The following is a 21,819-nucleotide window of genomic DNA, read 5'->3' as shown; positions in this document are numbered from 1 at the left end:
CAATCAACTTCAGGGCAGGATCAGTTCAGATGGGCCGAAGCCCTGGCGTCCTAGCACTGCTGTCTGCCAAGATACTCGCGTCTAGCCACACAAAGACGCGATGTTTGGTGGCCTCGACCGTGGCGATCGAGCGCACCCAGGTCGCCCAAGCGCTCGGCGCATATGGCAGCGCCGATGAAATCCACCTCCGATTACCGCGGTGGCAAAACTCAAAGACTGGCCGCCTGCAGGCGCTCGCGCGCTTGCTCGAGCAAGCGCGTGGCGTCGGGAAAGGCGTATTGGTCCATCTGGCGGCTTAGGGTCTTAAGCTCCACGGCGGATAGTACCTTGGCCAATTGGTCTTGATGCGCGCGGCAGTAGTCCTCGGCTTCGGCGTCCAGCAATTGGGTGAGAGCGATCAGTGCCTCGATGGTCGCCAAAGCTTCCTCGCGGGCGACGGGGTCTGGTGGCGGGGCGGGCGCCAGGGTCGCTGGGGCTTCGCCAGCCGTGCTTGTCCCGCTGGAGGTCGAGTCCGCCGCCTCCACCGATGCCGACTTCGACGCCGACTCCAACGCCGACTCCGACGCTGGCGACATCAGCCAGCGCTGCAGTTCGGCGAGCAGGCCGCGTGGGTCGATGGGTTTGCTCAGATGTCCCTGCATGCCGGCAGCGCGGGTGGCGGCGATCTCCTCGGGGCGCGAGGAGGCGCTGAGCGCGATGATGGGGATGCTGGCGCCGTCGGCGCGCGCGCGAATGCGCCGGGTGGTCTCCAGGCCATCGAGTTCGGGCATTTGTATGTCCATCAAGATCAGATCCCAGAACGCCAGGCCCTCGGCCTCGATCACCTCCAGCGCGGCCAGGCCATGCTCCGCCTCGCTGACCATGGCGCCAGCGCGCTCAAGCAGGCCGCGGGCCACCAGGCGGTTGGTCGGGTGGTCCTCGACTAGCAAAATGCGCCGCCCGGCCAGACGGCCATCGGCCATGGGCGATGGCTCGGGGGCGGCCCGCCAGCCGACCGGAGCCAACTCCAGACTGACGTTCAGGGTGAACACGCTACCCTGGTCGGGGGTGCTGCGCACGCTGATGTCACCGCCCATCAAGCGGGCGAGCCGCTGGGAAATCGACAACCCCAGCCCGGTGCCGCCATAGCGGCGGGTGATGGAGGTGTCGGCCTGGTGGAAGGGGCGGAACAGCCGTTCGATCTGCGCCTCGCTCAGACCAATGCCGGTGTCGCTGACCACGAACTTGAGTCGCGCCATGGACGCCACCCCACTCTTTGTGTCCACATCCGGAGCGTCGCCCGTGACATGCACATCCACCTGCCCGTGCTCGGTGAACTTGATCGCGTTATTGGTCAGGTTGATCAGCACCTGCCTCAGGCGTACCGGGTCGCCGACCAGGGCTTGGGGCAACTGTGCGTCACAGTCGATGCGCAACGCCAGGCCTTTGTCCCGCGCCTGCCGGCTAACGACGGAGCTTAGGTCCGCAAGGACAGTGGAAAGCATGAAAGGTTGGTGTTCCAGCTCAATCCGCCCAGCCTCGACGCGGGAGAAGTCCAGGATGTCATTCAGCAACACCAGCAGCGCGCGCGCGGCACGTTCGGCCTGCTGCAGATAGTTGCGTTGGGTGGGGGTCAGCTCGGTCTCCAGGCACAGATGCATCATGCCGAGCACCGCGTTCATGGGGGTGCGGATCTCGTGGCTCATGTTGGCGAGAAAGTCGCTCTTGGCGCGATTGGCCGCCTCGGCCACCTGGCGCGCCTGGATGAGAGCGCGCTCGGCTTCTTTTTGCGCGGTGATGTCGCTGATCACACCCTGCCACAGGCACCAGTCGTCGTCTTGGGGCTCGGCCACCGATTCAAGACGGCACCATCGGATGTCGCCGCGCACCTGAATCCGCCCTTCCCAGAAGAAATCTTCGCGCACCGTTGCGCGATTGATCTGAACGAGGCTGTCGCGATCCTCGGGATGGACGCGCTCGAAGAGTTGCTCGATGCTCGCGCGCTCGGTGCCCGCATCCGAGAGGAAGGGGCTCAGCTCGCTGGCGCTCAGTCCCAGAATCTCGGTGCCGCGCGGACTAAGGTACTCCAGGGTTTCAGGCTCGCCGGTGCGCTGGCGCAGGGTGTAGATGCCGACCGGGATCAGTCGCACCATGTCCTCGTAACGTTCTGTGCTCAGTTGCAGGCCGCGTTCGATGGCCTTGCGCTCGGTGATGTCCTCGGCGATGCCCTCCACCAGTGAATGCGCGCCCTTGTGCGCGACCTGTGGGCGTGAGGTCACAAGAACCGTGGCTGGGTTGCCATCAGCGCGGTGGAAGTCAAGTTCCTGGGTCAGATGCTCGCCGGTAGCCTGCATGCGCTTGGCATTCTGGATCAGCTGGTGCCGGCTCTCTGGTGTCCAGTTGATCAGCTGCAGAAGATTCTGCCCGATGGCGCCCTCGGGCGGAATACCGAATACCGCCTCGGCACCCTGACTGACGTATTCCAGGGTGCCGTCGTCTCGGCGGCTGTAAATCACGAATTGCGGGCCTATATCCTCCACCAGGCGTTGAAAACGCGCTTGGCTCTCGCGCAACAGCCTGTGGGCTCGCGCCAGGCGACGGTTCCAGTAGAGAATCACGGCGATGAGGAGCGCAGCGACGCCCAGCACCTGCCACAGCAGCCGGTAGTCGATGTGGGGTGGCGAGGGCGTCTGCATCCAGCGGTTTTGGATGGCATCGCGCTCGCTTTGCGGCATGGCGGCCAACGCCAGGTCGAGGATGCCGGCGAGGGGCGCGAGGTCGCGGCGCACCGCCATGGCAAGGCTGATGCGATAGGGCGTGGTGCCGGCCATGCGCAGGCGCGGCGACCCGTCGCGGCCGATGACATGGCTAAAGGTCAGCAGGCTGTCGACCAAGGCATCAGCGCGACCCTGTTCCAGCACTTGTAAGCCGGCGGCCGCATCGGCCAGGCTGACCAGCGCCAGATCTGGATGATCGCGGCGCAGCCAGTTCTCGGTCGCGGTGCCACCGATCACCGCGACGCGCCGACCGCGGAGACCCTCAAGGCCACCATAGAAAGGCGCCTGCAGGGGCGCGAAAATGGCGATCGGCAAGCTTTGATAGCTTTGGGTAAAGGCGAGAAATTCCCGTCGCTCGGCGGTGGGCACCGCGCTCGGGAGCAGATCGATGTCGCCCGCGCGCAGCCGCCCGAGCGCATCGGTCCAGTTGGCAGTGGGCACGAACTCCAGTTGCAAATTGAGCCGTCGCGCGACACTGGCGAGGTAATCCGTGCTCAGGCCGCGCGGCCGGCCGGTTTCGTCCAGGTATTCGACCGGCGCGCGGTCATTCCACTGGGTGTAACGAATGCGCGGATGAGCCGCAAGCCAGTCGCGCTGGACGGGACTCAGGGGCAAGGGGCTCGGGGCGCTGGTCGCTTCGAGTTCATCGAGCCAGCGGTGGTGAATGCGCGCGCGCTCGGCGACGGGAATGGCATTCAAAGCCTTGTCAAAAATGCGCGTCGCGAGCGGCCAGTCATCACGGATCGAGGCTACAATCGGAAAACGACTGTCCTCAAGCACTCCGGAGGCACGAAAACCGACATGGGTATGCTCGCGTCGCCACCACTCCAGGTCGGTGGGCGCGACCAAGACATCCACGTGCGCGGCGAGCAGGGCATCGGCCATGGCGGGGTAGTCGTGAAGCGGCACCAGTTGGGCATCGGGAATGTCGACCAGTTGCTGCTCGAGCCGTTTGATCGCGCCTAAATAGCCGATACGCTGGCCGGCAAGGTCGGCGTCGGCGGCTGACGCCGGGTCATCGGCACGTCTGAAGACATAGAAATAGCCATGATAGTAGGGCGCGGTATAGCGAAAATGCTGATCCCATACGAGGTTGGGAGCGGACACCGCCAGACCGTCTATCTCGCCTGCCAGGGCTTTGTCGATCACTGCTTGCCAGTCGTTGTCAATGTGGAGCTTCAAGCGCCCGCCGAGTCGGGCGTTCAGGCGCTCGAAGTAATCGACGATCAGCCCGGAGTTGCGGCCGTCCTGATCGACAAGAATGGCCGGGGGAAATTGCGTGGAAAGACCGAGCACGATCTCCGGATGGGCATCGAGCCAGGCTTGCTCATCGGCTGTCCACTTCGGTTGTGCCGGGCGGTCTGTCGTCGCCAGCGCGCCCTGTTCGTCCAGTTCCGGGCCCAGTTCCGGGCCCAGTTCCGGGCCCAGTTCCGGGCCCAGTTCCGGGCCCAGTTCCGGGCTGGCTTCTGGGCTGGAGGCGCTGCCGGACTCGGTCTGTGGCGCTGTCTTGGGTGCGGGAATAGCACTGTTGAAGACAAAGCCTTCCAAATGGCGCGCATCGCCCGGGATGCCCGCTTCCAACATGGCGGCGGCGGCCAGTTCGATGCGCGCGGCGGCAAGCGCGCCAGGCGCGAACAAGCCTTGCTGCATCAGCTCCCGGGTGCGCGCGGCCTCGTAGGCCAGGGCCGCGCGGCTGCGAGCCGGCGCGTATTCATTGTGGATGCTCTCGATCAGCGCCTCGGGATGCGCCAGGGCATGACGCCAGCCGGCGTTGCTGGCGGCGACAAAGTCGCGCACCAACTCGGGTTGGTCGCGCGCCATCGACTGTGAGGTGAACAGATAGCTGTCGCCCAGCCCGGGCACATAGCCGCCGAGTTCAATCATTTGATAGGGTACCCCCTTGGTTTCCAGATCAAAGGGATCATTGGTGACAAAGGCGGTCATGGCGTCGATGTCACCGCGAATCAGCGGGCTGGCATCGAAGGTCTGAGGCACGATGGTGAGATTTTCGCCCGGCGCCAGGCCGGCTTCGCGTAGCGCGGCTTGCAGCAGCGGCGATTGCAGATCGCTCGCGGCCGCCATCAGCCGCCCGCCGCGCAAATCGTTCAGCCGGTGCAGCCCGGCGCGCGTGAGTAGCACCAGTGGCGGTTTCTTGAAGTAATTGGCCAGCAGCACCAACGGCTCGCCCTGCAAACGCCAGGCGATGACCTCACCGTTGGTCAGGCCAAAGGTGGCATCGCCTTCGATCACCGTCGTACGCATGTTCAGGCCTGGCTGGTATTCGCGCAGTTCCACCTCCAGCCCATGCTCGTGGTAGAAGCCCTGGTCGATGGCGGCGTAGAAGCCAGCGAACTCGAACTGATGCTTCCACGGCAGTTGCAGCGAGACCCGTTTCAGCCGTTCGGCAGATGGGGCGGTCGGCACGGCAGCGGTCGCGACTACTGGCTCGAGCAGCAGCGCGATCAGCCACCCGATGCGCACGGCGAAGCCGAGGCTGCTGAGCCGATCAGCCATTCGCTGGCAGATACAGCGACAGGCAGGTGCGGTCATCCAAGTCCGAGGTTTCCATGGCGAGTTCCATACCCATGGTATCGGCGAGCAGCTTGGCGGAATAGGTACCGAGCCCGGTGCCGCCTTGTTTGCCCAGGGTGCGGTATTTCTCGAAGAAATGGGTGCGTAATGCCTCGGGTACGGCACCGCGATTGCTCAGGCGCAGCTCCACCGGGTTACCCGAGCACAGATTTACCTCAATGCACTCGCCGCGCGGTGAGGCCTCAATGGCATTGACGAACAGATTCGACAACAGGGAAAACAGCAGCCGGGCGTCGGCCAGCACCCAGAGCACGGCCTCGGGCACGTCGTCTTGGTCATCGAGTCGCAGACGGACTTGCAACTGCTGGCCGATCAGGCGGCTTTCATTGAACTGCTTGAGCTGGCGCAGAATGGGCAGCAGATCGACTGGATAGGCCTGATAGGCGTACTGTCCGGTCTCCATTTTGAACAGATCGAGCGACAGGTCGATCATGTCGCGCATTTTGCAGCCGGATTCCAGAATCAGCTCAATGGATTCGCGCTGATCGGCGTCGAGCGAATCATCGAGCAGCAAGAGTTCCGGGAAGGCGATCACCGCATTGAGCGGAGATTTCAAATCATGGCGCATGATGCGCTCGACATCCTCCTTGACCCGCTCAAGCTCCTTGCGATCACCAATATCCTCCTTGACGCCCACATAATGGGTAATATTGCCGTGATCGTCATGAATCGGCGAGATGGCGACCGCCTCCCAGAACAGCCCACCGGCTTTGTTTTTGTTCAAGACCTCGCCGCGCCAGATCTCGCCCGCGCTAATGGTCTCCCACAGGTGGCGATAGAAATCTTCGTCCATCTGCCCGGATTTGAGCACGCGCGGATTCTGGCCAATGGCCTCCTCGGGCGCATAGCCGGTGATTTGGGAGAAATAGGGGTTCACATAGACGATACTGCCCTCGGCATCGGTGATGACGATGGACACAGGTGCATGAGTGACGGCTTGACTGACGATGCGCAGTTGAGTTTCGGCGCGCGCGCGCTCGGCGATCTCGCGTTCGAGGCGCCGCGCGAGCTGGTCGATTTCATCGCGCTCGCGGCTGACTTTCGCTACGATGCGGTGGCTGATATCACGCTCCATGGTGGCGCGGCGAATTTTTTCCGCCAGCGCCAAATGCGCGGCGATGCGCGCGCGCAACACCGGCGGATTGATCGGCTTGGTGACATAATCCACCGCGCCGAGCTGCAACCCCTGCGCCTCGCTCTCGGTATCGACCCGTGCAGTGAGGAAAATAATTGGAATCGCCGCCAGATCAAGGCGGGCTTTGATGCGCCGGCAGGTCTCATAGCCATCAAGACCGGGCATCATGATATCGAGCAGGATCAGATCGGGCTTTTTCGCCGCATTCAATGCCGCGAGCGCCGTCTCGCCGCTACCTGCGACCAGCAGGCGATACTCGGGTTTGAGCAGGCTGACCAGCAACCGCTGGTTGTCAACCTGATCGTCGACAATCAGAATGGATGGCTGCTCTTTCATTCACAAGACTCAATCATTGGCAAGGGACAGGTTGCCGGGCTTGGATGGATACGAATTGACCGCGTATGTTAGCAAAACTGGACCAAGCAGGCCTTCTCGGATGGCTCCTCCCCTATCGATCCTGCCCCGGATCTCATTCACCCTTGCGCAACAAATCCGCTCGGAAGCCATGACAGAGGTACGCGACAAACCCACGATTCTCGCCGTCGATGACGCTCCGAAGAATCTGAAACTCCTGGCCGAAACGCTCAAGGGCGACTACCGCGTGAAAGCTGTCGTCAACTGCGCCATGGCCTTGGTGGTCAGGCGGATAGGCTGAGGTGCTTGGATCGCCCCTGCTTATTCCGCCCGATGGACTATTACGACTGAAGGGGCTGGTTTGACCGCGCCGGCGCGACCTCGGACTCCAACGCAGCAACAGCCTGCCGCAGATTGGCCAGCGTCTCGCCCCAGCGGACCTCGAGCTGAGCTTTTAGAGTGGCGACATCCGTGCTGGCTTGCATCCGCAGCGCTTCCTCGAGTCTGTGCGCAACCTCCGCCAGCGGCAACGCCCCCAGGGCCAGGGCCGTGCCGCGCACCGGGTGTAGTGCCTTGATGGCGGTGGACTCTGAGTCTTGATCCAGATGTCTCATCAGGCGGCGAAAAATCTCCGTCTCAGTGTCCAGGAAACGTTTGGCCATGGCGCAATAGATGGGCCGGGAGCCTTCGAGCCGATCCAGGGCGCCGGCCAGATCCAGGCCCGGCAAGCTGGGAAGCGCGACGGATGGCGCACCCCCCGCCGGACGGTGCGCGGTGTTTAGATCGCCAGCGCCATGGCCACAGAGTGCCAGGATGCGCGCGGCCGCGGCCGGCCAGTCGATCGGCTTGGCCAAGAACCCGCTCATGCCGGCATCCTCGGCGGCCAGGCGGTCGCCGGCGCGCACATTGGCGGTCATGGCCAGGATGGGGGTGGTTCGCGTAGGGTCCATGGCGCGCAGGCGGCGGCTGACGTCCAGACCACTGAGCAGCGGCATCTGCAGGTCCATCAGCACTAGGTCGTACCTGGGGTCAGCCTCCAGCGCAAGGCGCGCGGCCGTCTCGCCGTTGTCGGCAACATCCACGCGCGCGCCCAGGCTGGTCAGCATTTCCTGGGCGACGAAGCGGTTGACCTCGCTGTCCTCGGCCACCAGCAACCGCAGCCCGCCGAGGCTCGGCGGCGCGCTGCCGGCGCCCTGGCTCCGGGGACTGGTAACGGGCGCGGCGGCGCGACCCGGCGCTGGGTCTTGCCGCAGCGGCAGGACAAAACGAAAGCAACTACCTGTGCCGGGGGTGCTCTCGACCTGGATCTCGCCGCCAAGCAAGGTGACCAGTCCCTTGCAAATCGCCAGCCCCAGCCCGGTGCCGCCAAAGCGCCGGGTCATGCTGGGATCGAGCTGCTGGAAGCTGTCGAAAATGACCTCGAGATGCTCGGGACCGATGCCGAGCCCCTGGTCGGTGACGCTAAAGCGCAGCGGCACGCTCGCATCCGCGTCCCTGACGCCAGCCACTCGCTCGGCGGCGCTATCAACCTCGACGCGAATCGCGCCGCGTGGCGTGAATTTCACGGCATTGCCGACCAGATTGGTCAAGATCTGGTGCAGCCGCGCGCGGTCGCCAATCCAGGCATCGGTCAGCCTTGGGTCGATGCGTCCCTCCAGGGTCAAGCCCTTGGCGCGCGCGCTCGGGGCAAATAAGGACACCACTTCCGCGACCAGGCCGCTGAGACTGAAGGGCATCTCTTCGAGTTCGAGCTTGCCCGCCTCGATGCGCGAAAAATCCAGCAGGTCGCCGACCAGGGCGAGCAAGGAGCGGGCGGACTGCCGCGCCCTGTCGACATAACCGTGCTGACGGTCGTTCAGTGGGGTTTGCTCCAGCAGCTGCAGTAGCCCAATCACGGCATCGAAGGGGGTACGCAGCTCATGACTCATGTTGGCCAGGAACCGGCTCTTGGCGCGCGAGGCCTCCTCGGCCTGCTCCTTGGCCTGGATCAGGCTCAGTTCCGCTTCCTTGGTGCGGGTGATGTCGAGATGGATTCCGGCCATCAGCAGCGGCGTGCCGGCGGCGTCGCGGGCGACAATCTTGCCGCGTGCCAGCACCCACACCCAGCGCCCCTCTTTGTGGTGCATGCGCGCTTCGAACTCGAAATAATCCTGCTCCCCGGCGAAGTAGCGCTGCAACAGAGCATCGGAGCGCGCCAAGTCATCCGGGTGGGCGAAGCGGCGCCAGGTGGTAATATCGGTGGGCGCGATCTCGGCGTGGCGGTAGCCAATGATCTCGGCCCAGCGTTCATTGTAACGCGCCTCTCCGGTTTGGATGTTCCACTCCCAGGTGCCGGCACGGGTTCCCTCGAGAATGCGCGCCAGGCGCTCACGCTCGTCGCTCAGCAGCCGGGTACGCTCCTCGACCAGGTGCTCCAGTTGCGTGCGGTGGCGCTCAAGTTCCTGTTTCGCCTGCTTGAGCGCGGTGATGTCCTCGGTGAAGACCACAATGCCGCCGATCTGGCCCTGGGCTTCATGCCAGGGACGCACCTCCCAACGCAGCCATTGGACCTGCCCATCGGCGCCCACGAAACAATCCTCGTCGGCACGCAGGATCTCGCCGGCCAGGCCGCGACGGTAAATCGCCTTCCAGGACTCTGGCGTGTCCGGAAACAGTTGGAAGTGCGAACGGCTCTGGATATCCAGCTCGCTCAGCCCATGGTTGTGCAACCAGCGGCGACTGACCGCCAGATAGCGCATCTGGCGGTCAAACATCGCCAGACAGGCTGGTGCGTGTTCGATAAAGAGCCCCAGCCGCTGCTCGCTCGCCTGCAGGGCCAGTTGCTGGGCGCGCAGTTGCCGTCGCAGGGCCAGCTTCTCCAGGCTGCCGGCGATGGTGCGGCGCAACTCGTAGCGATTGAAGCGGCCCTTGATCAGATAGTCATGGGCACCCTGTTTCATGCAGGCCACCGCCAGGCTGGCCTCGTCGGAACCGGTGAGCACGATCAGCCCATAGTCGTCCTCCTGGCCGGGGCCGCGCGCGGCCAGCAGTTCCAGTCCATCCATATCGGGCAAAAAGTAATCAAGCAGCACGCAGGTGGGGCGCGCTTTTTCGATCAGCGCCAAACCCTGTTCGCCGAGTTCGGCCTCGATGACGTGAAACTCCTCGCGCAGGGCATGGCGCAGAAATTCCCGATCCTCGGGATTGTCATCAATGATCAGCAGGGTATCGGGGTCGGCGCGCATCAGGCGGTCTGTTCCGGGCAAGGTGCGACAGGCAGGAAGGCTGGCGGGAGCCTGACGGTGCGCAGCCAGTAATCCACCACCACCCGCATCTGCGCGGCAAAGCGTTCCCGATCCAGCGGCTTGACCAGATACCCGGACACGCCAAGCTGGTAAAACTCACCGACATCGCGCGGATTGCTGGAGGTGGTCAGGACGATCACCGGCACCGGCAGGGCCTGTCCATGGGCAGCGCGCAAGGCGAGCAGCAGTTCCTGCCCGGTGCCGTCGGGCAGGTTGAGATCAAGCAGCACCAGATCGAGCAATGGCGTCTCCCCGAGCGCACCGGCGTGCTCTGGGCAGAGACAGGCGAGCGCCTCGGTGAGACTCCGCGCGCGCCGGATCGCTCGCGCGCAGCCGGCCTGTCGCAGGGCCCAGAGGGCGAGGGCATAATCCTCGTCTGAGTCCTCGACGATCAGCAGGGCGCCGTTCTCTGAGCGGTCCATGGCGCTTAGCGCGGTGGCGCGAGGGTGAAGAAGAAGGTCGAGCCGCGGCCCGGCACGGATTCAAGCCAAATTTGCCCGCCGTGGCGCTCAATGGCTTTCTTGGTGATGGTCAGGCCGGCACCTGTCCCGCCACCATAGGCATCGCGTGGGTGCAGCCGCCGGAAAATCTGAAAGATGCGCGCATACTGGCGCACGGCGATGCCGATGCCGTTGTCCCGCACGAAAAACACTGGCGGATCCGCGCTGGCGTCGCAGCCGATGTCCACGCGCTTTTCCTCCCGGTCGTTGTACTTCAGGGCGTTGGAGATCAGGTTGGTGAAAATCTCCCCGACCCGCACCCGGTCGCATTCAACCACCGGCAGCCGCCCGAGCATGCGTGCCGTGGCGCGCTCCTTGCGCAGGGGTTCGAACAGCTCGAGGGTTTGCACCACCAGTTCATTGAGATCCACCGCCTCCAGGCGCAGATCGATGCGCCCCACCCGCGAGTATTGCAGCAGGGTCTCGATGAGTTCATCCATGCGTCGGGTCAGGCGCAACACGGTAGCCAGGCGTCCCTGTCCAGAGGACGACAGGAGCGGGCCATCTTCTTCCTGCAAGAACTCAATCGATGTGTGAATCCCCCGCAACGGCTCCTTGAGATCATGGGAGGCGGCGTAGGCGAAGGTGTCGAGCTCCAGATTGCTCTCGGCCAATTCACGGTTGATGCGTCGCAATTGTTCAGTATGGCGCAGGATGAGATCGACAATGCCGTGGCGCAGCTCGATGGCGTGCTCGATCTCGCACTCCAGCCAGGGGCGTGACTGGCCGGCGACGGTCTCCTTCCAGAGTTCAAACGAGGTGCGCGGCATCAGGCGCGCTTCCCCGCTGCTGTCGTCGATCTCCATGGGCTTGTTGGGATCGCCCGCCCAATGGACGACCTGGCGCCACTCAGGGCGGAACCACAGCAACCCATCCGGGGATCCGGGCGCCCAGCGCACCGCCAGCAGGCCGCTGGCCAGGGGTTGAAAGGACGCCGCTGGTGGGTAAGCCTCCGCCAGCTCATGGCTGGCGAACCACAGCCCGTCGCGCCGCGCCAGCCACTCGGCCAATGCCAGGATGTCGGCCTCCGCGGGCGTCTGGCCCAGTCGGTGGAGCTCACCCTTGTCAAGCAGCGCCACACCCTCGGCATCCAGCGCGCTCAGCGCATTGGGCTCGGCCGCGCGCAGCGCCGGGTGCGGGGCATTGGCCTGGAACATGGCATCGAGCAATTGCTCGCGTGCCTCGCCGAGCTTGAGGCGATAGGCATAGTGATCCTCGGCATCCTTGCGCCCCATCAGCAGCGAGACCATGTGCGCCAGGCATTCCACCGCCGCGCGGGTCTCGAACGGCAGATACCGAGGCGCACTGTGGTGCATACAGGAGATCAGCCCCCAGAGTTGGCCGTCTTTCAACAGGGTGGTGACCAGGGTGGCCTTGACCCCCATGTTTTTGAGATAGCCCGTGTACATGCGCGAGACGCTGCGCAGGAAGGAGCGGCTGAGATCAACGGGCGCGCCGGTCTCGGGATGGCACTCGGGAATGAGCGGAACCGAGTGGTAACCGGCATCCGGCAGATGGCGCAGCCAGGACAGGCGACACACCCGTCGCGCCGGCTCGGGGATGTCAACCGCCGGATAATGCAGCCCGAGATAGGGTTCCAGGCCCGCGGCGAGGGATTCCGCGATCACCTCGCCACTGCCGTCGGCGGCGAAGCGATAGGCCATGACCCGCTCGAAACCGGTGATGGCGCGCACCTCGACCACGGCATGGTCGAAAAAGGCTTGCAGGGTCTCGGCGCTTTGTAAACGATGAAGGGCGGCATGCACACTCTGATAGACATCCGGGGCGCTGATCCGCGCCGCCTCATCGAGCCGGTCGAACTCCAGCAGCAAGTGGCCGTCCGCCGTGCGATGGCCAAACAGATGACAAGCCGGGGTGCCAGCGAGGGGCTGCACCGTCATCAGGTGCACCAGACCGGCGGACAGGCTATGCGCCGCGAGCCGCTCGCGCAGCTCGGCACTCGCGCTCTTGCCGAGCACCCGCGCGACGCCCTGGCCAAGCAGTGCATCGGGTGGGAGTCCGAGGAAGGCTTCGCTGTTGGCACTGGCCTGCTGAATCCGAAGCTCGGTTTCGCCAAGCACCAGGAGCGCGCCATGGGGTTGAATGGCGCCGCTGAATTGGATTTGCTCGCGATCACAATTGCTGGAGTCGGTGGTAGCTGGCATCTCGGAATCCTGAGGCGGGAGCGAACCACCTAAAGGATAGACAGCCTTGAGCACTCACGCCATGGTTTTGGTCTCCGCGGCTGTTTGGCGTTCACCAGCAGCTAGGACCAAGCGATCACCATTGCATGATCAAAGGCTCATTCCGGACTTCTTTTTCAGCCAGTCAAGCTCCGTCTGCAAGCGCCCGATTTCATTGCAGAGCTGCTCCTGGTCGCTGCGCTCCGCCGCCTTCTTCGGCCCGCGCTTGCATTCAAACAAGCGACACGCCTGCTCCAGGATGGCGTTTTTCCAACGGCCCACTTGCATGGGATGAATATCATATTCTCGCGCGATTTCGGTGATCGACTTCGCGCCACGCACCGCTTCCAAACCGACTTTTGCCTTGAACTCGGCGGTGAAGGTCTTGCGCTGTCTCTCGCTCACATCATCTCCCCAACCCTGAATCCGCTCGCTGGCTGCGCTCACCAGCCGACAAACCGAATCTGTTGTTCTGGCGCGACACCCAAGGATGCCGTTAATCGCCTGGTACTCTCTCGCGACAAGGTCTAAGCTTGTATTGGACTTAAACCGCTTGCGAGGGAAAGGGATGCAATCTAGGCCAGTCGTTCCTGATTGGCTGTTATAACTTTGTAATTTTTTGTCTTGGATGCGCATGCCTGTCTCTCGCGTTGCGCGAAAGGCTCAATGAACAAGACATAAAGTGCACACCCCTCAGACCTCACCAAGCTCTCCAGAACACGCCGGTGGATGCAAGTTCGGTGAATTCAATCAGAATCGGTCTGTTGGAAGACGACGCCGTCGTGGCCCAAATGCTCGAAATGGCATTCGCGGGCAGCGGCTGGCTCTGTGATAGTTTCGAGACCCTGACGGACATCAAGCAGGCGCTCACGGCGCTGAGCTACGACCTACTGGTTCTGGACTGGATGGTTCCGGACGGCACGGTGGAGACCCTGATTCCCTGGGTGCGGGAATCCTTGGGCTGGGAGATTCCCATTCTGATCGAGAGCCTGCTCGGCGACGAGCCGCGGATCGTGCGCGCGCTCGGTCTGGGCGCCAACGATTATGTGGTTAAACCGCTGCGCCTGGCGGAGGTCAATGCGCGCATCCGGGCGCTGCTGCGCAATCAGAGATCGACACACAGGCCAATCATGGCCCACGGCCCCTATCGCATCGACACCGCGCAGCGCGAGCTGACCATGGACGGTGAGCCGGTCAAACTGACCCGGGTGGAACTGGATCTTGTGATCTATTTCTTCCGCCATGCTGGGGAGTTGCTGTCTCGCGAACGCCTGCTCGCGGACGTCTGGGGCATCTCGGCGCCCCTAGAGACCCGCACAGTGGATTACCACGTGAGCCGCCTGCGCAAGAAACTGCGCATGGGTACATCGGGCGTGGTGATGATCACCTGCATGCCTGGCTATGGCTACCGACTCGAGACCGAGGCCGCCGGAGGCGAGACCCACCCGCCGGGTTGATCGAAAACCTCTCACTTGCTTCTTCCCCGCGTCGGCGAATTTGCCCGCAATAAAGCCGGCCGTTTTGCCCTGTGCGCCATCGCCAGTCGCGCACGGACCAGGATAACCCGTGCGCATATGCAATAAACAAAAAGCCCCACAGCCACCCCAAAGGGACAGCGGTGGGGCGTAATATAGCCCCGATCAAAAGGCTATGAAAGCATCTGCGTCAAGATACAGCAGAAACTTTCATAGCCTTACCTTTGTTGAGCAGATAGGTTTCTGAGCAGATAGGTGGGCATGTCGGCTGGCTTGGATTTCACCTCAGCGATTTAACTTAAGCTCAATCTTTATCTCAGCCCACTGCGAAAAGGAATTTAATCGGCATCCAATCGGAATCCTTGACTGCCGTCGGCAGTGTATTCAGAGCTTCGCGACTCGTCGCTGGGTCAGGTAAACACCCAGCAACGAGACGCTTCCGTCCTAACCGATCATCAAGATTAGTTGATGAAAGGCAGAGCGGTAGGAGCAATGGTCAGAACGGCGGCGTGAACGGCCAGCGCTGTGACCAGCACGGTGATCAGGATTGGGATCAGCCAATTCGCCGGATTAACGACCAGCCATACTTTCCAATCGTCTTGCGGATTTTGGGGTTTTGGGATATCGGCCATGATGATTTCCTTCGTTTAAGGTTGATAAAAACGGCTTGGCAAGGATGCCTTAAAGCCTAGAACCAAGGCTTGGCGCCGATCACGAGGATGTGAGCGAGAGCAGCGAGACCTACAAAAGCGGTGTAGGTGATTTTGAACTGCTCATGGAATTCTTTCGCTTGTTCTGGGGTAAGACCTGACATTCTCTGAGTCTCCAATGAGGTTTTGGTTAAATGGGCTGTCCGAAAAGCTCGAACAGCGAAATTGCACCAAGTTCAGGTTGGGCGCTCAGTCCGGGCGCTCAAGCTAGGCGCAAAAATCGATAACGACTATTCCGCTGCAGGAGCCGCTGCAGGAGCCGCGGCGACCGGGGCAGCAACTTCGGCTGGAGCGGCACCGTCAATAAATGGCAAAGCGGTTGGGGCAATGGTCAAAACAGCCGCGTGAACCGCCAGAGCCGTCAGCAGAACCGTGATGAGAATCGGCAGCAACCAAGTGCCTGGGTTGACAACCAACCAGATCCGATAATCTTGCTCGGCTGGTTTGTAACTCATGATGTCTGGAAACATAATTTGTCTCTCCTAATGCAGCGCCAATTGGACGCCTGATGAAACTGGCAGCTCTAGAACCAAGGCTGGGCGCCAATAACCAGAATATGAGCAACAGCCGCCAGACCGACAAAAGCGGTATAGGTGATCTTGAACTGCTCATGGAATTCTTTTGCCTGATCGGGCGTCAAGCCAGATACGCTTTTTGCTTCAGCCATCAATAGGCCCTCCCTAAGGGGTGCATAATAAGCCGCTTGTTAACGGCGGGATTCATCGCGGCGCAAACTCCGCGATAAGCGCTTGACCCAGAGATACCGGAGGCAATAGCCGGTCAGCGATAACCTGTCGGTGAGACTGGGTGGTTTTAATCCATTAAGTCTGCTCGATCCATGGGTGTCAGTTTAGGCTGACAGAAAAATATGTCAACCCTTCTGTACAGTTTTTTTGACCTTGATTGACCCATTCAACCAAAACCGTCAAAGCGATTTTAGCAACTGTAATGGCAACCCTAGTTAATCAACAAAAGCTCATAGAAAAGATTAGTTAACTTAAAATAGGGCAACACAATTTAAGCTTGGCTTCGCACCGCTACTGCGCAATAAAAACAATAGGCTATGATTGATGATAGATACCAAAACAGGGAAAGGATTTAGGGTCGCTTAGACTCCAACTAAAACCACTGACCCGGTCTAGCCGCAATTGCGCCGCGGATTTTTGCTCGCCAAAGCGGCTGCGAAGGCAGGCGAGCACCAAGCCCAGAGGGTCCCAGTGGGAGCCCAGTGGGAGCCCAGTGGGAGCCCAGTGGAGCACCAAGAAGTTCGGAGAAGATGCGCACGCGGAGGCCGGCGCTGGAAGCGGGGCGGGAGAGGAAGATCAGCCGGCTGAATCGCTCATCAGTGATACCGAAGGCGACACCAGGATAGCCGCGATGGGCCAAGGCAAGGAGTGAAGGTCAAAGAGCGTCCGCGGATGCGCCGGCGGACGCCCGGTCGCGCTTCGGGCTATTTCTCGTCAAAGCCCGCCAAGTGATACCACTTGCGGGCTTCCTCCGGGTTCTTCTCGACGCCGCGCCCCTCCTCATACATCATCGCGAGCGTGGTCTGGGAGCCGGCCAAGCCTTGCTCGGCGGCCTTGGTGAACCACTCCACCGCGCGTCCGGGGTTTTTGTCGGTGCATTCGCCTTCCATGTACATGAAGCCCAGGCCGTGCTGAGCCACGCCGAGGCCGGCCTTGGCGGCGGCTTTCATGTAGCTGAAGGCCTGCAGCGGATTGGGCATCATGCCGAGCCCGTTTTGCGCCATGATCGCCATGCGATACTGCGCATCGGGGTGGCCGGCCTCGGCCAGGGGCGAGAGCAGCCCCACGGCACGGGAGAATTGCTTGCTCTCGAAAGCAGCAATGCCGCTGCTGAGTTCCATGTCCTGATCGGTCAGGGTGTCTGTCATCGGGATCTCCTGGTTTTTCATGTGTGAATAGATCCTTGAGCGCGCCTTGCACGCCAATGCGGAATGCAGCCGCGCCGCCATCAGTCCTGCCAGGGCAGGCCAACATGCTCCCACCACTGGTCAAACAGCGCCTGATGGGCCGCCGCCAGGGCCAGGCGCGGCTCGAGCGTGAGTTGCTCGGTCGATTCGGCCAGACCCGGCGGCAACAGGCGCGTCACCACTCCGGCCTCGGCCGCGATCAGACGCCCGGCGGCGTAGTCCCACAGCCGCTGTCCGCCATGGAGGTAAACCTGGGCGCGGCCAGCCGCGAGCCAGCACCAGTCGAGCGCCACCGAGCCGAGATTGCGCTGGGAGCGAAAAGCCCCTTTGCGCAGGAGGCCCGAAAGCCGCCCTGGTGGGATGCGTTTAAAATCCATCAGCGCCATGGCGTCCGCCAGCCGCTCGCAGTTCTGAGCGCTGTTAAGGGGGGTGCCATTCAGCCAGGCGCCCTGCCCCAGGCGCGCGCTGAAGCATTCATCCCGCACGGGATCATGGATGATGCCAAGCTCGACCCGGCCATTGCGGAACAATGCCAGGGAAATGGCGAAAGCCGGGAAACCGCAGGCAAAATTGCTGGTCCCATCGAGCGGGTCCAGCGCCCAGAACGCGCCCGCCTCGCCTGCGGCAGGATCCCGCGGCGAGGCCCCGGAGAGCAACCGCTGCTGCGCGCTCTGGGTCATTTCCTCGCCAAGCACCGGAATGCCCGGCGTCAGCCTCTCGAGCGCATTAATGAGACGCTCCTGCACCGCCAGATCCACCTCGGTCAGCAGGCTGCCATCGGCCTTTGACCGAGCCTGGACACGACCGAAGGCTGGGAGGATTTCAGCCCCGGCCAGCTCGCGCATCAAGGCAGCGAGCGACTTCAGCGAGGGATCTGATTGACTGGGTTCCGGTGACATGATTGCAGGTGGCTCCTGAAAATTTTTTTCATCCAAGGTGTATGACTCAGTTGCAAGATGGGCCCCGAAGCGCGTCGATCCAAATACTCGAGCGGAAAATCCCGTGATCGCGACCGCGTGCCAGCGCGCCAGCATCCCCGAACGCCCAACGCGAGCCCGGCTCGCAGGACATCTCATGCGCTATCGCAAACTCATTCTTGTTGCTCTGTTCAGCTTCAGCGGCACCCTCTTTCCGCTCGGCGTCGGCGCGACCTCCCCGGGCGAGGCGGATTTACCCGCCGCGCGTGATCGCTTCCAGCAGGCGGAATGGGCGCTCGCACAGGGTGACATGGCGCGCTTTGCTCGGCTTAGTGCCTCTTTGAAGGACTACCCGCTCGCGCCCGACCTGGCCATCGCGGCCCTGGTGCGCGGCTTGGATCAGGCACAGACCAGCGAGGTCGAGGCGCTGATTGCCGCTCAGGCCGGCACCGCGCCCGGCGAGCGCCTGCGCCGGCTATGGTTGGGACGGCTGGCGCGCGAAAAACGCTGGACCGAGTATGCGCGTCTCTATGTCGACAACGGCTCGGAAACGCGCGAATGCCTCTATCGGCGCGCATTGCTTAACACCGGGGATGCCGCTGCCGCCTTTGACGGCCTGGCCGACCTCTACCTGACTGGCGGCTCCCTGCCCGATGTCTGCGATCCGCTGTTCGCGACCTGGGCGCAATCCGAGAGCTTCAATCCAGACCTGGTCTGGCGGCGCATCGAGCTGGCACTGGCGCGCGGCAATAACAGCATCGCGCGCTTTCAGGGCAGGTATCTGCCCACGGCCGAACAACCCTGGCTTGACTTTCGGTTGGCCGCCGGGGCCAAGACCAGCCGCTTTCCGACGCCGCCTGCTGGAGAACATCCGCGCCGGGCGCGCGTCATCGCCGCTGCCCTGGCGGATTTCGCGACACGCCAGCCAGACAGCGCCCTTGATCTGCTCGCCGGGCGCTTCAGCGACCTGCCACCCGCGCGGGCCGGACTGGTCCATGCCGCCGCTGGTCTGGCACTGGCCCAGGGCGGTGAATCCGCGCGCGCCCTCGCCGAGCTCGACCGCCTGCCGCCCGGTGCCGGCAGTCTGACCCTGCAAGAGCAGCGCCTGCGCGCCGGGCTTAAACTCGGTGCCTGGCAGCTCTTGCCGGCTTGGATCTCTGCCCTGCCCGATAAAGAGCGCCGCCGCGCCCCGTGGCAATACTGGCTGGGGCGCGCGCTGGAGCAGACACAGGACACTGGGTCGCCCGATCCACTCTCCCAAGCCATCGCCGCCTATCGCCGCGCCGCCGATGATCGCAGCCTGTGGGGTTTTCTGGCCGCCGAGCGGCTCGGCATCCCAAAAAAAATCGACCACAAAGCCATCCCGATCTCTCCGCAACGACTCCAAGAACTCCTCGACTCGCCGCGCGCCGCGCGTCTGCGCGAGCTTGCCGCGCTTGAGCGTGATGTCGAGATTCGCCGCGAGTGGCGCGAATACAGCCGCGCGCTTGAGCGTGCCCATCAGGGCGAGGCACAGGCCATCGCCCTGCGTGAAGCCGCCGCCCTGGCCCAAGCCCTGGGCTTTCGGATTCAGGCCATTCTGATCCTCGCCAAAAGCGGCTATTGGGATGACCTTGAGTTGCGTTTTCCGCTGCTCCATACCGACCACGTCAGCGGGGCCGCCAGGGCCACCGGGGTGCCGGAGTCTTGGCTGCTGGCAATCATCCGCCAGGAGAGCATTTTCAGCCCGGATGCCATTTCCCCGGCCAATGCCATCGGGCTGATGCAGCTATTGCCGAGCACCGCGCGCGAGGTCGCCCGGCGGCTGGAGCTGGCGCCGCCGGCGACGGAGGATTTAATCGATCCGGCGCTCAACATTCGCTTGGGCAGTGCCTATCTTGCCCATCTCGATAAGCACTTTGGCGGGCATGACGCCCTGGCCACGGCTGCTTACAATGCCGGCCCCACGGCGGTGCGGCGCTGGTTGCCTCAGTCGCCATCACAGCAGCCAATAGCAGCGGATGTATGGATCGCGACCATTCCGTATCACGAAACCCGTGCTTATGTGGATCGGGTGCTGACCTATCGGGTGCTGTACGATCATCGTCTGGGGCATCCACTACCGATGCTGAGCGACCTGCTTGCGCCGGTGGGGCCGCGCTGAGTCAGCGCGCGGGCGTGCCTCGACCTGTGCAATTAGGAATAACAGACACCTCCCATGCTGAACATCACCGCCAGACTTGCCCACCCTGCCAATTCAAACTCCTTCCGCCCCACGCGGGCGCGCCCAAGCAGCGCGCCGAGAGGCCGCAAGCTGGCTCCAATGCTGCCCCTGATTGTGGCTGCATTCATGGCACCCCCCGCCATGGCCGAGGACGGGCGCGGCGGCACCGAACGCATGGCGGAGGCCATGACGCGCATGATGGAGGCCTTTGGCTTTGGTGACTCCTGGAGCCCATCGGACAGCCAGCCCGGCCAAGGGCTCGATGATGCCATGCCAGACATGATGAACCCGCGCGGCGTCGGTTGGGCCGCGGGCTTTGGCGATCCGGTGCGCGAGTTTGGCCTGCCAGGGCCGCTGCAACAGTTCGGGCGGGCCTTGGGCGCCCTTCAGCCAACCAGTCTCGACGGCATTTGGGAGGGGCGCGACGGCGGATTGCTGATCGTGCGCGGGTCGCGCTTCCGGCTCTATCAGCTCAATGCCGGCTTTATCGACGGCCTGATCCAGGAGCGCGGCCAGCGCATCGCGCTCTATGATCCGAACACCGACAGCGCCCGTCCCTATGAGTTCGCACTGCAATCCGGCCGTCTGGCACTGCGCGACGCGGCGGGAAAGGTCTATCTGTACCGCCGCCTGTGGTTGGAAAAAGACCTGCCGAATGACTCTTTCAGCCAGCCTGGCCCAGCAACAGACGCGCTGAAATAAGGATCAACAGGGTTCCGAAAATGCGCCGCGGCAGGCGGGTCGGCAACCGATGCGCCATGGCCGCGCCAACCGGCGCCAGCGGCACACTGCCGAGCAACAACACCAGTACCGCCGGGTAGTAGACAAAGCCCAGGCTGTGCGCGGGCAGCCCGTCCCGACCAAGCCCCGACCAGACAAAGCCGATGGCGCCAAAGAGGGCGATGGGCACGCCGCAGGCACTCGAGGTGCCCACGGCCTGGCGCATGGACAACCCCAGGCGCGCCAAAAAGGGCACTGTCATCGACCCGCCGCCAATGCCGATCACCGCCGAGACCGCACCGATGCCCGTGCCGGTCGCTGGCAGCAGCCAACCGGAGCGCGTCTGGCCCATCGCCGCGCGCGGCTCGGGGGCCGCCCGCCACATCCCAATCCCGGTGTAAAGCAAAAAGGCGCCAAACAACCGCTGCAGCCAGAATGCCAGAATGCCGGAATGGCCGCCGCGACCATGGCACCCAGCCAGGCTCCAAGCACAATGCCCGGTGCCAGGCGCGCGAACAGATCCCAACGCACCCCGTCGCGGCGCTGGTGCGCCAGGGTCGCGACCAGCCCGGTGCCAATAACAGTAGCTAGCGATGTCGCCACCGCCTGATGGGGAATCCAATCGCTCGCGGTCTGAAAGTGCGCGAACAAAAAGATCAGCGCCGGCACCATGATGGCCCCGCCACCCACGCCGAGCAGCCCAGCCATCAGGCCAGCGGCGGCGCCAACCACCAAATAGGCGATCATATAAGCGAGTTGAGCGCCAGGAATCTCCAGCAGCGGCATGGCACGGACTCCTTCAACAATCGATTACGTCGTAAACTTAACAAACTTTTCAGTCTTGTCGCTGACGCGGCTCAGAAGACAACCAGATTAAGATGCGACCAAAGGGCCACGTTAACAGGTGTCGCCACGGCTTTGCGTTATCCGCGGCATCTTCGCCGCATTAAGTTCATGGATCCAGCAACGAATAAAGAACTGGTGTTCTTAACAAACACATTTGCTTTGTCCGCATTCACGATCACAGAGCTATATCTGTAATCGCTGATACGCAGAG

Annotated in this window: 17 protein-coding genes and 1 pseudogene; 4 read left to right on the top strand and 14 right to left on the bottom strand. The window is 63.0% G+C overall.

The window, feature by feature from the left end; translation table 11 throughout:
• Positions 1-209: 209 nt before the first annotated feature.
• Positions 210-5,270, bottom strand: a complete 5,061-nt coding sequence (locus tag Thiowin_RS11300; RefSeq protein WP_328987831.1) for an ABC transporter substrate-binding protein — start codon at positions 5,268-5,270, stop codon at positions 210-212.
• Positions 5,263-6,819, bottom strand: coding sequence for a response regulator (locus Thiowin_RS11295; RefSeq protein ID WP_328987830.1), 1,557 nt, complete (start codon positions 6,817-6,819; stop codon positions 5,263-5,265). Before Thiowin_RS11295 ends, Thiowin_RS11300 begins: the two co-directional genes overlap by 8 nt.
• Before the next feature lie 169 nt (positions 6,820-6,988).
• Between Thiowin_RS11295 and Thiowin_RS11290 the strand changes: the two genes are divergently transcribed.
• Positions 6,989-7,138 (top strand): response regulator, encoded by a 150-nt coding sequence (locus Thiowin_RS11290; protein ID WP_328987829.1) that lies wholly within the window; start codon positions 6,989-6,991, stop codon positions 7,136-7,138.
• A 40-nt stretch (positions 7,139-7,178) separates the two neighbouring features.
• On the opposite strand, the gene Thiowin_RS11285 is transcribed toward Thiowin_RS11290, so the two are convergent.
• From Thiowin_RS11285 to Thiowin_RS11270, 4 genes and pseudogenes are all read right to left on the bottom strand, one after another.
• Entirely contained in the window at positions 7,179-10,061 is a 2,883-nt protein-coding gene (locus Thiowin_RS11285) for a response regulator (protein WP_328987828.1), read from the bottom strand.
• Positions 10,061-10,543 carry a response regulator gene (locus tag Thiowin_RS11280; protein WP_328987827.1) on the bottom strand — a complete coding sequence of 161 codons (483 nt, stop codon included), beginning with the start codon at positions 10,541-10,543 and terminating at the stop codon, positions 10,061-10,063. The genes Thiowin_RS11285 and Thiowin_RS11280 overlap by 1 nt, the downstream gene beginning before the upstream one ends.
• Before the next feature lie 5 nt (positions 10,544-10,548).
• A complete protein-coding gene (locus tag Thiowin_RS11275; protein WP_328987826.1) occupies positions 10,549-12,786 on the bottom strand; it encodes an ATP-binding protein in 2,238 nt (745 codons plus the stop codon).
• A gap of 141 nt (positions 12,787-12,927) precedes the next feature.
• Positions 12,928-13,209, bottom strand: a pseudogene (locus tag Thiowin_RS11270) (transposase); the annotation flags it as partial.
• A gap of 335 nt (positions 13,210-13,544) precedes the next feature.
• Here Thiowin_RS11270 and Thiowin_RS11265 point away from each other — a divergent pair.
• Positions 13,545-14,261, top strand: a complete 717-nt coding sequence (locus Thiowin_RS11265; RefSeq protein WP_328987825.1) for a response regulator transcription factor — start codon at positions 13,545-13,547, stop codon at positions 14,259-14,261.
• A gap of 479 nt (positions 14,262-14,740) precedes the next feature.
• Here Thiowin_RS11265 and pufA (Thiowin_RS11260) read toward each other — a convergent pair whose 3' ends face one another.
• The 6 genes from pufA (Thiowin_RS11260) to Thiowin_RS11235 all read right to left on the bottom strand — a co-directional run bounded on the left by pufA (Thiowin_RS11260) (position 14,741) and on the right by Thiowin_RS11235 (position 17,821).
• On the bottom strand, positions 14,741-14,911 hold the full coding sequence (pufA, locus tag Thiowin_RS11260) for a light-harvesting antenna LH1, alpha subunit (RefSeq protein WP_328987824.1): 171 nt from the start codon (positions 14,909-14,911) through the stop codon (positions 14,741-14,743).
• A gap of 56 nt (positions 14,912-14,967) precedes the next feature.
• On the bottom strand, positions 14,968-15,093 hold the full coding sequence (gene pufB, locus Thiowin_RS11255) for a light-harvesting antenna LH1, beta subunit (protein ID WP_328987823.1): 126 nt from the start codon (positions 15,091-15,093) through the stop codon (positions 14,968-14,970).
• A 126-nt stretch (positions 15,094-15,219) separates the two neighbouring features.
• A complete protein-coding gene (pufA, locus tag Thiowin_RS11250; protein ID WP_328987822.1) occupies positions 15,220-15,459 on the bottom strand; it encodes a light-harvesting antenna LH1, alpha subunit in 240 nt (79 codons plus the stop codon).
• Positions 15,460-15,512: 53 nt separating this feature from the next.
• Positions 15,513-15,656 carry a light-harvesting antenna LH1, beta subunit gene (gene pufB / locus Thiowin_RS11245; protein ID WP_328987821.1) on the bottom strand — a complete coding sequence of 48 codons (144 nt, stop codon included), beginning with the start codon at positions 15,654-15,656 and terminating at the stop codon, positions 15,513-15,515.
• 783 nt (positions 15,657-16,439) lie between these two features.
• Positions 16,440-16,883, bottom strand: coding sequence for a tetratricopeptide repeat protein (locus Thiowin_RS11240; RefSeq protein WP_328987820.1), 444 nt, complete (start codon positions 16,881-16,883; stop codon positions 16,440-16,442).
• An 80-nt stretch (positions 16,884-16,963) separates the two neighbouring features.
• The gene (locus Thiowin_RS11235) at positions 16,964-17,821 is read right to left on the bottom strand and encodes an inositol monophosphatase family protein (protein ID WP_328987819.1); all 858 of its coding nucleotides are present in this window, start codon (positions 17,819-17,821) and stop codon (positions 16,964-16,966) included.
• Between the two features lie 103 nt (positions 17,822-17,924).
• Here Thiowin_RS11235 and Thiowin_RS11230 point away from each other — a divergent pair, with 103 nt between their 5' ends.
• Complete coding sequence (locus Thiowin_RS11230) at positions 17,925-19,982, top strand: transglycosylase SLT domain-containing protein (RefSeq protein WP_328987818.1); 2,058 nt, start codon at positions 17,925-17,927, stop codon at positions 19,980-19,982.
• 186 nt (positions 19,983-20,168) lie between these two features.
• Complete coding sequence (locus Thiowin_RS11225; protein WP_328987817.1) at positions 20,169-20,744, top strand: hypothetical protein; 576 nt, start codon at positions 20,169-20,171, stop codon at positions 20,742-20,744.
• Here the strand turns inward: Thiowin_RS11225 and Thiowin_RS11220 are convergent.
• Both Thiowin_RS11220 and Thiowin_RS11215 read right to left on the bottom strand, forming a co-directional pair.
• Positions 20,707-21,147, bottom strand: coding sequence for a sulfite exporter TauE/SafE family protein (locus Thiowin_RS11220; protein WP_328987816.1), 441 nt, complete (start codon positions 21,145-21,147; stop codon positions 20,707-20,709). The genes Thiowin_RS11225 and Thiowin_RS11220 overlap by 38 nt on opposite strands.
• Positions 21,045-21,548: a sulfite exporter TauE/SafE family protein gene (locus tag Thiowin_RS11215; protein ID WP_328987815.1), complete on the bottom strand. Its 504-nt coding sequence runs from the start codon at positions 21,546-21,548 to the stop codon at positions 21,045-21,047. The genes Thiowin_RS11220 and Thiowin_RS11215 overlap by 103 nt, the downstream gene beginning before the upstream one ends.
• Positions 21,549-21,819: the final 271 nt, after the last annotated feature.

Source organism: Thiorhodovibrio winogradskyi, assembly GCF_036208045.1.
In the GTDB taxonomy this organism is placed as follows: Bacteria; Pseudomonadota; Gammaproteobacteria; order Chromatiales; family Chromatiaceae; genus Thiorhodovibrio; species Thiorhodovibrio winogradskyi.
The sequence above is the reverse complement of the archived record's forward strand: the minus strand, read 5'-3'. Positions and strand labels throughout refer to the sequence as shown.

Coding starts and splice junctions, on each gene's coding strand:
- Thiowin_RS11300 (WP_328987831.1), bottom strand. CDS start 5,270: ATGGCTGATCGGCTCAGCAGCCTCGGCTTCGCCGTGCGCATCGGGTGG.
- Thiowin_RS11295 (WP_328987830.1), bottom strand. CDS start 6,819: ATGAAAGAGCAGCCATCCATTCTGATTGTCGACGATCAGGTTGACAAC.
- Thiowin_RS11290 (WP_328987829.1), top strand. CDS start 6,989: ATGACAGAGGTACGCGACAAACCCACGATTCTCGCCGTCGATGACGCT.
- Thiowin_RS11285 (WP_328987828.1), bottom strand. CDS start 10,061: ATGCGCGCCGACCCCGATACCCTGCTGATCATTGATGACAATCCCGAG.
- Thiowin_RS11280 (WP_328987827.1), bottom strand. CDS start 10,543: ATGGACCGCTCAGAGAACGGCGCCCTGCTGATCGTCGAGGACTCAGAC.
- Thiowin_RS11275 (WP_328987826.1), bottom strand. CDS start 12,786: ATGCCAGCTACCACCGACTCCAGCAATTGTGATCGCGAGCAAATCCAA.
- pufA (WP_328987824.1), bottom strand. CDS start 14,911: ATGGCCGATATCCCAAAACCCCAAAATCCGCAAGACGATTGGAAAGTA.
- pufB (WP_328987823.1), bottom strand. CDS start 15,093: ATGTCAGGTCTTACCCCAGAACAAGCGAAAGAATTCCATGAGCAGTTC.
- pufA (WP_328987822.1), bottom strand. CDS start 15,459: ATGTTTCCAGACATCATGAGTTACAAACCAGCCGAGCAAGATTATCGG.
- pufB (WP_328987821.1), bottom strand. CDS start 15,656: ATGGCTGAAGCAAAAAGCGTATCTGGCTTGACGCCCGATCAGGCAAAA.
- Thiowin_RS11240 (WP_328987820.1), bottom strand. CDS start 16,883: ATGACAGACACCCTGACCGATCAGGACATGGAACTCAGCAGCGGCATT.
- Thiowin_RS11235 (WP_328987819.1), bottom strand. CDS start 17,821: ATGTCACCGGAACCCAGTCAATCAGATCCCTCGCTGAAGTCGCTCGCT.
- Thiowin_RS11225 (WP_328987817.1), top strand. CDS start 20,169: ATGGCACCCCCCGCCATGGCCGAGGACGGGCGCGGCGGCACCGAACGC.
- Thiowin_RS11220 (WP_328987816.1), bottom strand. CDS start 21,147: ATGTGGCGGGCGGCCCCCGAGCCGCGCGCGGCGATGGGCCAGACGCGC.
- Thiowin_RS11215 (WP_328987815.1), bottom strand. CDS start 21,548: ATGCCGCTGCTGGAGATTCCTGGCGCTCAACTCGCTTATATGATCGCC.